Below are 15102 nucleotides of genomic sequence, written 5' to 3'. Positions count from 1 at the left end.
GCAGCAAGTTCACGGACGCTGCAGGCAACCTGAACACCGACGGCGGCGACGCCAACAACACCGTCACGCTGACGATCGACTCGGAGCGTCCGACGGTCGCCATCACGACCAATGCCGCGACGTTGAAAGCCGGTGAGACGGCGACCATCACCTTCACGTTCAACGAAGACCCAGGCGCGACGTTCGACGCAACTGACATTGCAGTCAGCGGCGGCACGCTGGGCGCATTGAGCGGCACGGGCTTGACGCGGACCGCGACATTCACGCCGACCGCAGGAAGCACAGCCGACGGCACGATCAGCGTTGCAAGCAGCAAGTTCGAGGACGCCGCAGGCAACCTGAACACCGACGGCGGCGATGCGAACAACACGGTCACCCTCACGATCGACTCCGAACGGCCGACGTTGGCGATCACCGGCAACGCAACGACGCTGAAGGCCGGCGAGACGGCGACCATCACCTTCACCTTCAGCGAAGACCCAGGCGCGACGTTCGACGCGACCGATATCGCGGTGAGCGGCGGCACGCTGGGCACGCTGAGCGGCACGGGTCTGACGCGGACGGCGACCTTCACGCCGACGGCCGACAGCACAGCCAACGGCACGATCAGCGTGGCGAGCAGCAAGTTCACGGACGCCGCAGGCAACCTGAACACCGACGGCGGTGACGCGAACAACACGGTCACGCTGACGATCGATTCGGAGCGTCCGACCGTTGCCATCACGAGCAACGCCACAACCTTGAAGGCGGGCGAGACGGCGACGGTCACCTTCACGTTCACCGAAGACCCGGGTGCGACCTTCGACGCCACCGACATCGCGGTGAGCGGCGGCACGTTGGGCACGCTGAGCGGCACGGGCCTGACGCGCACGGCGACCTTCACGCCGACGGCGGACAGCACGGTCAACGGCACGATCAGCGTGGCGATCAGCAAGTTCGAGGACGCCGCCGGCAACCTGAACGCGGATGGCGGCGACGCCAACAACACGGTCACCCTCACGATCGACTCCGAACGGCCGACGTTGGCGATCACCAGCAACGCAGCGACGCTGAAAGCGGGCGAGACGGCGACGATCACCTTCACCTTCAGCGAAGACCCGGGCTCCAGCTTCGACGCGAGCGACATCGCGGTGAGCGGCGGCACGCTGGGCACGCTCAGCGGCACAGGCCTGACGCGCACCGCGACGTTCACGCCGACGGCGGACAGCGCCGCCAACGGCACGATCAGCGTGGCGAGCAGCAAGTTCGAAGATGCCGCGGGCAACCTGAACACCGACGGCGGCGACGCGAACAATACGGTCACGCTGACGATCGACTCCGAACGGCCGACGTTGGCGATCACCAGCAACGCAGCGACGCTGAAAGCGGGCGAGACGGCGACGATCACGTTTACCTTCACCGAAGACCCGGGTTCGAGCTTCGACGCGAGCGACATTGGGGTGACCGGCGGCACGTTGGGCACGCTCAGCGGCACGGGCCTCACGCGGACGGCGACGTTCACGCCGACGGCGGACAGCACCGCCAACGGCACGATCAGCGTGGCGAGCAGCAAGTTCACGGATGCCGCAGGCAACCTGAACGCCGACGGCGGCGACGCGAACAACACGGTCACGCTGACGATCGACTCCGAACGCCCGACGGTCGCGATCACCACCAACGCGGCGACGCTGAAGTCGGGCGAGACGGCGACCATCACCTTCACGTTCAGCGAAGACCCGGGCGCGACGTTCGATGCCACGGACATCGCGGTATCCGGCGGCACGCTCGGGACGCTCAGCGGCACGGGCTTGACGCGGACCGCGACATTCACGCCGACCGCAGGAAGCACAGCCGACGGCACGATCAGCGTTGCAAGCAGCAAGTTCGAGGACGCCGCAGGCAACCTGAACACCGACGGTGGCGACGCCAACAACACGGTGACGCTCACGATCGACTCCGAGCGTCCGACCATTGCCATCACGAGCAATGCGGCGACCTTGAAGGCCGGCGAGACGGCCACGATCACCTTCACGTTCAGCGAAGACCCGGGGTCGAGCTTCGACGCGAGCGACATCGCGGTGGGCGGCGGCACGCTGGGCACCTTGAGCGGCACGGGCCTCACGCGCACGGCGACGTTCACGCCGACGGCGGACAGCACGGCCAACGGCACGATCAGCGTGGCGAGCAGCAAGTTCACGGATGCCGCGGGCAACCTGAACACCGACGGTGCGGATGCGAACAACACGGTCACGCTCACGGTCGACACCGCGCGACCCACGGTCGCCGGAGTCGCGATCACCAGCGCAACGGGCGCGCAGAACAGCACGCTGAACGCGGGCGACGTCGTCACCGTGACGGTGACGATGAGCGAAGCCACGACCGTCACGGGAACGCCGGAAATCACGCTGGACGTCGGCGGCACGGGCCGCACGGCAAGCTACACCGGCGGCAGCGGCACGACATCTCTGACGTTCGCCTACACGGTGCAGGCCGGCGACACGGACGCGAACGGCATCGCGATTGCCGCGAATGCGCTGTCCCTCGGTTCGGGCACGCTGAAGGACGCGTCCGGCAATGACGCGACGCTCACGCACGGTGCGGCCAGCGACAACGCGGCGTACAAGGTCGACAGCGGCCTGCCCACGGCGAGCGTGACGGCGGCGACGGTCGCGAACACGGGTGAGGTGCTGGTGCAGTCCAGCGAGCCGGGCACGGCCTACCTGGTGGCGTCGAGCGTGACGGTGACGGACGAAGCGAGCATCGTGAACGCGGCGGGCAACGTGTGGAATGCGGTCGCCATCGCAAGCGCGAACGCGGACACGGCGCTGGCGGCCACCGGGCTGATCGACGGCACCTACAAGGTGTACACGGTGGATGCCGCGGGCAACGTGAGCGCGGCATCGGCCAACACGGTGACGATCGACAGCACGGTGCCGACGGTCACGAACGTGGCGATCACGAGCGCGACGGGCGCGCAGGCGAACACCCTGAACGCGGGCGACAAGGTCAGCGTCACCGTCACGATGAGCGAAGCGACGACGGTCACGGGCAATCCGCAGCTGACGCTCGACGTTGGAGGGCAAAGCCGGATCGCGGCCTACGCGAGCGGCTCCGGCACGACGAGCCTCGTCTTCGAGTACACGATCGCGGCCGGCGACACCGATGCCAACGGCATTTCCATCGGCGGCAATGCGCTGGCCGCGAACGGCGGCACGCTGAAGGACGGCGCGGGCAACGACCTGGCGCTGGGCCACGGCAGCGTTTCGGACAATGCCAGCTACAAGGTCGACACCACCGCCCCGGCCACGCCGACCATGGGCTTGACCGCGGACACGGGCACCGACAACGCCGACGGTGTCACGAGCAACGGCGAGATCACCGTCGGCGGCATCGAACCCGGCGCCACGTGGGAGTACTCGATCAATGGCGGCACCGACTGGGCAACCGGTTCGGGCACCACGTTCACGCTGGGCGACGGAACCTATTCGGGTGGCGAGGTGCGGGTGCGGCAACTCGATGCCGCGGGCAATGCGAGCGGTCAGGCCAGCAACGCGATTCCGTATGTCGTGGACGGTGGCGCGCCGACCGTGGCCTCGGTCGCGATCACGAGCGCCGCGGGGGCGCAGAACAGCACGCTGAATGCGGGCGACGTGGTCAACGTCACCGTCACGATGAGCGAAGACACGCTCGTGGACACGACGGGCGGTGCCCCCTCGGTCGCGCTCCAAATCGGCGGTACGACCGTCAACGCGACGTATGCGAGCGGGTCGGGCGGCAGCACGCTGGTCTTCACGTACACCATCCAGGCGGGCGAGACGGACCTCGACGGCATCTCCATCGGCACCAATGCCATCTCGCTCAATGGCGGCACGATCCGCGACACCGGCGGCGTCGGCGCGAGCCTGACGCATGCCCTGGTGACGAGCAACGCGGCGTACAAGGTGGACACGGCGGCGCCGAACGCGCCGACGGCGGCGCTGGCGAGCGACACGGGCGCGAGCAACAGCGACGGCGTCACGAGCAACGGCCAGGTGGACGTGAGCGGGCTGGAGGCCGGCGCGACGTGGCAGTACAGCACCAACGGCGGCGGCGCGTGGACGAGCGGCACGGGCGGCAGCTTCACGCTGGGCGCGGGCACGTATGCGGCCAACGCGGTGCAGGTGCGGCAGACCGATGCGGCGGGCAACGTCGGCACGGCGGCGCAGCTGGGCGCGATCACGGTGGACGCGGGCGGCCCGACGGTCACGGGCGTGGCGATCACCAGCGCCACGGGTGCGCAGGCGAGCACGCTGAACGCGGGCGACGTGGTCACCGTCACGGTGACGATGAGCGAAACCACGACCGTGACGGGCAGCCCCGAGTTGGCGCTGCAGGTGGGATCGAACGCGCGCACGGCCACGTACGACGCGGGCGCGAGCACGGCGACGACGCTGGTGTTCAGCTACACCGTGCAGGCGGGCGACACGGACATCGACGGCATCGCCATTGCGGCCAACGCGCTGGCGCTCAATGCGGGCACGCTCCGGGACGCCTCGGGCAACGACGCGACGCTCGCGCATGGCGCGGCGAGCGACAACGCGGCGTACAAGGTGGACACGACGGCGCCGAACGCGCCGACGGCGGCGCTGGCGAGCGACACGGGCGCGAGCAACAGCGACGGCGTCACGAGCAACGGCCAGGTGGACGTGAGCGGGCTGGAGGCCGGCGCGACGTGGCAGTACAGCACCAACGGCGGCGGCGCGTGGACGGCCGGCACGGGCGGCAGCTTCACGCTGGGCGCGGGCACGTATGCGGCCAACGCGGTGCAGGTGCGGCAGACCGATGCGGCGGGCAACGTGGGCACGGCGGCGCAACTGGGCGCAATCACGGTGGACGCGGGCGGCCCGACGGTCACGGGCGTGGCGATCACCAGCGCCACGGGTGCGCAGGCGAGCACGCTGAACGCGGGCGACGTGGTCACCGTCACGGTGACGATGAGCGAAGCCACCAACGTGACGGGCACGCCGCAACTGGCGTTGAACGTGGGCGCGGACAGCCGCGCGGCGAGCTACACGGGCGGCAGCGGCACGACGACGCTGACGTTCGCGTACACGGTGCAGGCCGGCGACACGGATGCGAACGGCATCGCGATCGCGGCGAACGCGCTGGCGCTCAATGCGGGCGCGCTCAGGGACGCCTCGGGCAACGACGCGACGCTCACGCACGGCGCGGTCACCGACGACGCGGCCTACAAGGTCGACACGACCGCGCCCACGCTCTCGATCGCGAGCAGCAAGTCCAGCGTCGGCAACGGCGAAACGGCCACGCTGACGTTCACGTTCAGCGAAGCGCCGCTCGACTTCGTGGCGGGCGACATCGCCGCGACGGACGGCACGATTTCAAACTTCGCGAGCACCGGGGATCCGAAGGTCTACACGGCGACGTTCACGCCAGCGGCGAACGCCACCAATGCGAGCGCGGGCGTGACCGTCGCGGTCGGCGCCTACACCGATGCCGCGGGCAACAACGGCGGGGCCGGCAGCGTGACGATCGCGGTCGACACCGGCGCGCCCGGCGCGCCCGTCATCGCGGTGGTCGCCGGCGACGACGTCGTCAATGCGGCGGAAGCCGGATCGACGATCACCGGCACCGCCGAAGCCGGCGCATCGATTGCGCTCACCCTGGGCACGGGCAACGTGCGCACGGTGGTCGCGGACGTCAATGGCGACTGGAGCTATGCGCTCGTCGCGGGCGACATCGCCGCCATGGCGGAAGGCGCCGAGACGATCAGCGCCGTGGCCACCGATGCGGCCGGCAACGCGAGCGCCGCGGGCACGCGCGCGATCACCATCGACACGGTCGCGCCGGGCCTGCCGACCATCGGCCTCGTTGCGGCGAACGACGTGATCAATGCGGCCGAGAAGCAGGCCGGCGTGACCATCGCCGGCACCGCGGAAGCGAACGCCACGGTGGCCGTCACCTTCGGCGGCACGACGCTCACCGCCACCGCCGGCAACGACGGCAACTGGAGCCGGACGTTCGGGGCCCCTCAGGTTCCGGCCGACGGCAACCACGCGATCAGCGTCACCGCAACCGACGCCGCCGGCAACGCTGGCAGTGCCGGCACGCGCACGGTGACCGTCGACGCGACGGCCCCGGGCACGCCGGGCGCGCCCGCCATTGCCGAGAACGCGGGCGGTGGCATCAACTCCATCGAGGCCGCGGACGGGACGGTGGCGGTCGTCGATCTCACCGGAACCAATGCGACGGCTGGCGACACCCTGCGCATCAACTGGGGCGCGCAGACTTACACGTACACGCTGACCGCGGGCGACGTGAGCGGCGGCAGCGCCTCGGTCACCGTGCCCGACACGACGATCACGGCACAAGGCAACGGCACCTTCAACGTGACGACCCAGGTCGTCGACGCCGCGGGCAATGCGAGTGCGGCGAGCGCGCCGACGAGCGTCACGGTCGCGCTCGCCGGGCCGAATGCGCCGGGCAGCGCGCCGACCATCGCGGAGAACGCGGGCGGAGGCATCAACGCCGCGGAGGCGGCAGACGGAACGGATGTCGCCGTGAGCCTCGCGGGCACGAACGCGGTTGCCGGGGACACGGTCCGGGTCCTCTGGGGCACGCAGATCGTGGACTACACGGTCACTTCCGGCGACGTGACGGCGGGTACCGCGACGGTGAACGTGTCGAATGCGGTCGTCTCCGCGCAAGGTGCGGGCACGTTCAACGTGACGGGCCGGGTGATCGATTCCGCGAACAACGTGGGTGGCCTGAGCCCGGTGACGAGCGTCACGGTGGACCTCACGCCGCCGGCCGCTCCGGTCATCGACCTGGTCGCGGGCAACGACGAGATCAACGCCGCCGAAGCCGGCAGCGCCATCACCGGCACGGCCGAGGCGAACGCGACCGTAAACCTGACGCTGGGCACGGGCAACGTGCGCGCGGTGACAGCCGATGGCAGCGGCCAGTGGACGTACACGCTCGTCGGCGCCGATATCACGGCGCTGGGCCAGGGCGCCGCGACGATCAGCGCGACGGCCACCGATGCCGCGGGGAACGTGAGCAGCGCGGGCACGCGTGCGATCACGCTCGATACGGCGACGCCGGGCGCACCCGTCGTCAATGCCGTGTCGGGAGACAACTTCGTGAATGCCGCCGAGAAGACGGCGGGACTCACGCTCTCCGGTACAGCCGAAGCCAATGCCGCCATCTCCGTCACCTTCGGCGGCACGACGCTCACGACGACGGCCGACGGTTCGGGCAACTGGAGCCAGGCGTTCACGCCGGCGCAGATTCCTGTCGACGGCACCTACACGGTGAGCGTCACCGCCACGGACGCCGCCGGCAATGCGAGCCTGGCGGGCACGCGATCCGTGACCGTCGACACGGCCACGCCCGGCACGCCGGTGATCGACGTCGTGGCCGGCAACGACGTCATCAACTCGGGCGAGGCCGGTTCGGCCATCACCGGCACCGCGGAAGCGGGCGCGACGGTCAGCCTCACGCTCGGCTCGGGCAATGTGCGCACCGTCACGGCCGATGGCAGCGGCCAGTGGACCTACACGCTCGTCGCCGCGGACATCACGGCCATGGGCCAGGGCGCCGAGACGATCAGCGCCACCGCGGCCGACGCCGCGGGCAACGTGAGCGCGGCGACGACGCGCGCCATCAGCATCGACACCGGCACGCCGGGCCTGCCGTCCATCGGCGCGGTCGCCGCCGACGACAACGTGAGCGCCGCCGAGAAGTCGGCCGGCCTGACGCTGACGGGCGCGGCCGAGGCCAACGCATCGGTCGCCGTCACCTTCGGCGGCACGACGCTCACGACGACCGCGGACGGCGCCGGCAACTGGAGCCAGGCGTTCAGCAGCGCGCAGATTCCCGCCGACGGCACCTACACGGTCAGCGTCACCGCGACCGATGCCGCCGGCAACGTGAGCAGCAGCGCCAGCCGCAGTGTCACCGTCGACACGGGCGGACCCAATGCGCCGACGATCAACGTCGTGGCCGGCAACGACGTGATCAACGCGGCCGAGGCCGGCAGCGCGATAACGGGCACGGCCGAAGCGAACGCGACGATCAGCCTCACGCTCGGCAGCAACGTGCGCACGTTCACGGCGGATGCGAACGGCGACTGGACGTACACGCTCGTCGCCGCCGACATCACGGCCATGGGCCAGGGCGCGGAGACGATCAGCGTCACGGCCACCGATGCCGCAGGCAATGTCAGCGGCGCTACTACGAGGTCAATCGGCATCGACACCGGCACGCCGGTCGCGCCGGTCGTGGGCGTCGTCGCGGGCGACGACCTCGTGAGCGATGCGGAGAAGACGTCGGGCATCACCATCGCCGGCACGGCCGAAGCGAACGCCGCCGTCTCGGTCGTGTTCGGCGGCACGACGCTGACGACCACGGCCGACGGTTCCGGCAACTGGAGCCGCGCCTTCACCGCGGCGCAGATCCCTGCCGATGGGACCTACACGGTCAGCGTCACCGCGACCGATGCCGCCGGCAACGTGAGCAGCGCGGGCACGCGCAGCGTCACCGTGGACACGGGCGGCCCCGGCGCACCGGCGATCAACGTCGTCGCGGGCAACGACATCGTCAATGCCGGCGAGACCGCCAGCGTCATCACCGGCACGGCCGAAGCGAACGCGACGGTGAACCTCACGCTCGGCATCGGCAACGTGCGCACGTTCACGGCGGATGCGAACGGCGACTGGTCCTACACGCTCGTTCCCGCCGATATCGCGGCGATGGGCGAGGGCGCCGAGACGATCAGCGTCACCGCGACGGACACGACGGGCAACGTCAGCGGCACCGTCACGCGCGCGATCACCATCGACACCGGCGCGCCAGGCGCACCGGCGCTGAATGCCATCGCCACCGACGACGTCGTCAATGCCGCGGAGAAGACCGCGGGCGTCACGCTCAGCGGCACGGCCGAGGCCGACGCGACGGTCTCCGTCACTTTCGGCGGCACCACGCTCACGACGACGGCCGACGGGTCGGGCGTCTGGACACGCAACTTCGCGAGCGGAGACCTTCCCGCCGACGGCACCTACACGGTCAGCGCGACGGCCACCGATGCCGCAGGCAACGTGAGCAGCGCGGGCAGCCGCAGCGTCACCGTCGACACGACCGCGCCGTCGGCGCCCGGCACGGCCCCGGCCATCGCCGAGAACGGCGGCGGCGGCATCAACGCGACCGAGGCGGCCGACGGCACGCCGGTCGTGGTGGACCTCACCGGCACCGGCGCGGTCGCGGGCGAGACGCTGCGCATCAACTGGGGTTCGCAGACCTTCAACTACACGCTCACGAGCGGCGACGTCACCGGCAACAGCGCGACCGTCACCGTGCCGGAGGCGACGATCACGGCGCAGGGCACGGGCACTTTCAACGTGACCACGCAGCTCGTCGACTCGGTGGGCAACGCGAGCGCGGCGAGCGCCGCCACGTCCGTCAGCGTGGTGCTGGCAGGACCGGTGGCGCCCGCCGGCGCGCCGACCGTTTCGGAGAACGCGGGCGGCGGCATCAGCGCGGCCGAAGCGGCCAATGGAACGCCGGTGGTCGTGAACCTCGGCGGCACGAACGCGGTCGCGGGCGACACGCTGCGAATCAACTGGGGTGCGCAGGTCGTCGATTACACGCTCACCTCCGGCGACATCGCCGGCAGCAGCGCGACCGTCATCGTGTCGCAGGCGACCATCGCCGCGCAGGGCGCGGGGACGTTCGGCGTCACGAGCCGCGTCGTGGACGCCGCGAATAACGTCGGCGGCGTGAGTGCCGCGACTTCCGTGACGGTCGATCTGACCGCACCCGCCGCGCCGACCATCGCAACGATCGCGGGCGACGATGCGATCGATGCGTCCGAGGCCGGCAGCGCCATCGCGGGCACGGCCGAAGCGGGCGCGACGGTCAGCCTGACCCTCGGCGCGGGCAATGTGCGCACGGTCACCGCCGACGGCAGCGGCAACTGGACCTACACCCTGGTCGCGGCCGACATCATGGCCATGGGCCAGGGCACGGAGACGATCAGCGTCACCGCGGCGGATGCGACCGGAAACGTGAGCCCGGCGACCACGCGGACCATCACCATCGACACCGATGTGCCCGGCACTTCGACCATCGCCGTCGTGGCCGGTGACGACCGCATCGCCGCCAGCGAGAAGACCGCGGGCGTGACGATCTCCGGCACGACGGAAGCGAATGCGTCCGTGTCGATCGCTTTCGGCTCGACGACGCTCACCACCACGGCGGATGCGTCCGGCCAGTGGAGCCAGGCGTTCACTTCGGCGCAGATTCCCGCGGACGGAACGCACACGGTCAGCGTGACCGCCACCGACACGTCCGGCAACGTCGGCGCCACCGTCACGCGCAGCGTCGTGGTCGATACGGGCCTGCCCTCGGCGCCGGTCGTGACGGCGGTCGCCGGCGACGACCGCGTGAGTGCGAGCGAGAAGGCCGCGGGCATCGAGATCGGCGGCACGGCGGAAGCCAACGCGTCGATCTCCGTCACGTTCGGCGGCACGACCCTCACGACGACCGCGGACGGCTCGGGCAACTGGAGCCGCACGTTCACCTCGGCGCAGATTCCCGCCGACGGCAGCTACACGGTCAGCGTGACCGCGACGGATGCCGCGGGCAACGTGAGCAGCGCCGGCACCCGCGCCATCACCGTCGCCACCGGCGCGCCGGGCGCGCCGTCGATCGACATCGTGGCTGGCAACGACGTCGTCAATGCGGCGGAGGCCGGCTCGACGATCACCGGCACGGCCGGCTCCAACGCGAGCGTCGCGCTCACGCTGGGCAGCGGCAACACGCGCACCGTCACCGCCGACGGCAGCGGCCAGTGGAGCTACACGCTCGTGGCCGCGGACCTCACGGCGATGGGGCAGGGCACGGAGACGATCAGCGCCGTCGCTACCGACACGGACGGCAACGTGAGCGCGGCCGGCACGCGGACGATCACCATCGACACCGCCGCCCCGGGCGTGCCGACGCTCGGCAGCGTCGCCGCCAACGATGTGATCGATGCGACCGAGAAGGCCGCGGGCGTGACGGTCATCGGCACGGCCGAAGCCAACGCGACGGTCTCCGTCACGTTCGGCTCGACGACGCTCACGACGACCGCGGACGGTTCGGGCAACTGGAGCCGTGCGTTCGCGAGCGCGCAGATTCCGGCCGACGGCACCTACACGGTCAGCGTGGTCGCGACGGATGCCGCCGGCAACCCCAGCGCCGCGGCGACGCGCACGGTCACGGTCGACACCGCCGCCGCGCCCGACACCACGCCGCCCACGGCGCCGACGCTTGCCATGTCCGCGGACACGGGCACGAGCGCAAGCGACGGCACCACGAGCAACGGCCTCATGCAGGTCGGCGGTCTCGAGACCGGCGCGACCTGGCAGTACAGCGTCGACAGCGGCGCGACGTGGACGACGGGTTCCGGCTCGGCCTTCACGCTGGCTTCCGGGCAGTACGCGGCCGGCGCCGTGCAGGTTCGCCAGTCCGATGCGGCAGGCAACATCTCGGTCGCCGCGAGCCATCCGACGGCCATCACGATCGACACGGGCGCGCCGACGCTCGCCAGCGCGACGGCCAATGGCAGCAGCATCGTGCTCACGTACGCCGACAGCGGCAGCGGACTGGCCGCGGCGAATCCGGCAACCGGCGACTTCGTGGTCGACGTCGCCGGCTCGGCACGCGCCGTCACCGCGGTGAACGTCGACGCCGTCGCCGGCACCGTGACCCTCACGCTCGCCTCCGCCGTCGACAGCGGCGAGTCCGTGAAGGTGAGCTACACGCCCGGCGCGAACCCGCTGGCCGACGTTGCCGGCAACGTCGCCGCCGCGCTCGTCGATCGCGCGGTGAGCAACGGCTCGTCCGACGTCACCGCGCCGGCCGCGCCGACGCTCGACCTCGTCGCGGCGAGCGACAGCGGCGCGAGCGACAGCGACAACATCACGGCCGACACCACGCCGACGGTTCGCGTCACGCTCGCGGGCAGCGGCGCGGCGGCGCCGGTCGCGGGCGACGTCGTGCGGCTCTTCGCCGATGGCATCGAAGTGGCGAGCGCGACGCTCTCCGCGACCGACATCACCGGCGGCTTCGTGGAGATCACGCCCACGCTCACCGCCGGCACGCGCAGCATGACGGCCACCGTCACCGACGCGGCCGGCAATGCATCGGGGGTCTCGCCGGCACTCGCCATCGTCGTCGACACGTCGGCGCCGGTGCTGAGCGCGGCGCACGCCACGGGCACGACGCTCGTCCTCACGTACACGGAGGCGGGCGGGCTCGCGGGCACGACGCCGGCGGCCGGCGACTACACGGTCAAGGTCGGTGGGGCCGCACGAGGCGTGGACTCGGTCAGCGTGGACGCCGCGGCCAAGACCGTCACCCTCACGCTCGCTTCCGCCGTCTCGGGCGGCGACACCATCACCGTCGGCTACGCACCGGGTTCGAGCGCTCTCGTGGACCTGGCCGGGAACACGGCGGTGACGTTCACCGACGCCACGGTCACCAATGGCGCGCCGCCCGCGCCACCCCCGCCGCCGCCGCCCGCGCCGGAGCCGCCGCCCCCGCCCCCGCCGGCCCCGCCCCCGCCGGCCCCGGCGCCGGACACGCCGCCCGTCGTCGCGGCCGGCCAGCTGTTCGAATACAACGAGAACAGCGTAGCGGGCGACACGGTGGGCGACGTGACGGCCAACGACGACGTGGGCGTCGCGGCCTTCCGCTTCACCGCGACCGGCACGACGACCAGCGCCGACGGCTTCTTCACGATCGGCAACGACGGCCGTGTCGTGCTGACGGCGGCCGGCGCCGCATCGGCGGCGAACGACTTCGAGGCGACGCCCAACGTGTTCATGTACTCGGTGCAGGCGCAGGACACCAAAGGCCAGTGGTCCCCCGCGGAAACGTTCACGCTGCGCGTGCGCGACGTCGACGACGAGGCGCCCGTCATCGCCTCGGGCCAGGTGATCAGCTATTCGGAAAACAGCGCCGCGGGCGACGCGCTCGGCTGGGTCACGGCGACCGACGGCGGCGCCGTCATGGCGTTCCGCTTCGCCGACTCGGGCGGCAACATGAGCGCCGACGGCAACTTCATGATCTCGAGCGGCGGCCAGATCCGCATGACGGCCGCCGGCGCAGCGAGCGCGGCCGTCAACGACTTCGAGACGGCGCCCAACGAGATGACGGAGATGGTGCAGGCACGCGACGCCGCGGGCAACTGGTCGCAGGCGGTGGCCGTGCGCATGCGCGTCCTCGACGTGAACGACACCGCGGCGCCGCCGCCGGCGCCCGAGCCGCCGCCTCCGCCGCCGGCGCCCGCGCCGGAACCGCCGGCCCCGCCGCCGGTCGAGCCGCCCCCGCCCGCGCCCCCGCCGCCGGCTCCGCCTCCGGTCGACAACGGCGGCGGCGGCGGTGCGGTCGTGCCTCCCGCGCCGCAACCGCCCGCTCCGCCGCCGCCGGCACCGCAGCCGCCTGCCCCGCCGCCGCCTGCCCCGGCGCCAGAGCCTCCGGCCCCGCCGGCACCAGCACCCGAACCGCCGGCCCCGCCGCCGCCGGCTCCCGTGCCCGTCCCGCCGCCGCCCGCGCCGGTGCCCGAGCCGCCTGCGCCACCGCCGCCCGCGCCAGTTCCGGTTCCGGTCCCGCCGCCGCCCGCGCCGGTCACGGTGCCGGCGCCTGCGCCGGTGGTCGTGCCGACGGCTCCGGTGGCCGCGCCCATCCCGGCGCCCGTGACGATCGAGCAGATCCTGCAGCCGACGCCGACCTCCGCGTCCGCCGAGGCGCCGGCGCCCGCATCGCCGACGCTCAACACGTCGACGCTGACGGGTCCGAGCACGCTCACCGGCGGCAGCGGCACATTGCCGAACGTGGCGCGCACGATCGTCGCCGCGCCCGGCGCCGCGACCGGCGCGAATGCACCCGCGGCCGACGTGTCCACGGGCATCGTGACGATCCAGCCAGTCGGCACGCCGGCAGCGGCTTCGCGCGTCGTCGAGCCCGTTCGCACCGGCTTCCAGGCCGCGACGCCCACGACCGCCGGCACGAGCACCGGCGCACCGCCGCCCACCGCGGTCACCGTGCTCAACGGCATTCCGGACCTGCGCGCCAGCTCCAACGGGGTCAGTTTCGCAATTCCGTCCGACGCCTTCGCGGCCGGCGGCACCGGCATCGTGACGCTCGAGGCGCGGCAGGCCGACGGCTCACCGCTGCCGCCCTGGCTCGTGTTCGACAGCACGTCCGGCCTCATCAACGGCCGGCCCGAGACCGGCCCGATGCCGACGCTGCAGCTGCAGATCGTCGCAAGCGACGACGCCGGCCGGCAGGTGCGCACGAACTTCGCGATCGTCAGCGATGCGACGCGCTCGGGCAACCTGTCGACGCCGCTGTTCTCGACGGTGACCGCGACCGCGCCGACCTTCAACGTCGCGCGCGTCACGCCGGAGCAACTGGGCCTCGCGCGCAGCCCGCAGGGCAACGACACGCTGGTCCGGTTCGAGCCGATCACGACGCAGCCCACGGTGACCTCCGGCGGCTTCTCGATCACCATCCCGCCGTCCGCGTTCGCGCACACCAGTGCGACGGCCACGGTCCAGCTCGAAGCCGGCCTCGCCAACGGGCAACCGCTGCCGAACTGGGTGAGATTTGACGCGGCAACGGGACAAATCACCGGCCAGCCCCCGCTCGGCTTTAACGATTTGTTGCAAATCCGCGTGGTTGCGCGCGACAATAACGGACTGGAGGCGTCGACACAGGTCAACATCCAAGTCGGCGCGGGCGGGAATGCCTCGCTCGTGCCGTCGGTGCCCGGCGAATCGGCCGATCAGCGGTCGACCGCGCCCGCCGACCCCGGACAGGCCGATGCGGCGTTCGTCGACACGAGCGAAACCGCGGAAGCCAAGGATGGCGAAAACGAAGACGCCAGGAAGGAAGAGAAGCCCGCGAAGCGTGCGGCGGCGAAGTTCGCCGACCAGATTCGCACGGCGCGGGAACAAACGCCGGGCCGGTCGGATCAGGCCCTGTTGGCACGTGCGCTCGATGGTCAACCGGCGAAGCGTCCGCCAGGAGGTCGTGCAGGCGCGTAACACGGAGAAGGAAACCGAGTTTGCCGAGTGAAGA

Annotated in this window: 1 protein-coding gene and 1 pseudogene; both read left to right on the top strand. The window is 71.5% G+C overall.

The window, feature by feature from the left end:
• Positions 1 to 122: 122 nt before the first annotated feature.
• Positions 123 to 308: pseudogene (locus AB7E83_RS18280) on the top strand (Ig-like domain-containing protein); the annotation flags it as partial.
• Between the two features lie 96 nt (positions 309 to 404).
• Complete coding sequence (locus tag AB7E83_RS18275; RefSeq protein ID WP_428571986.1) at positions 405 to 15068, top strand: Ig-like domain-containing protein; 14664 nt, start codon at positions 405 to 407, stop codon at positions 15066 to 15068.
• Positions 15069 to 15102 lie beyond the last annotated feature (34 nt).

The organism is Ramlibacter sp., assembly GCF_050250995.1.
Classification (GTDB): domain Bacteria; phylum Pseudomonadota; class Gammaproteobacteria; order Burkholderiales; family Burkholderiaceae_C; genus Ramlibacter.
This window is presented reverse-complemented; position numbering and strand designations above follow the sequence as displayed.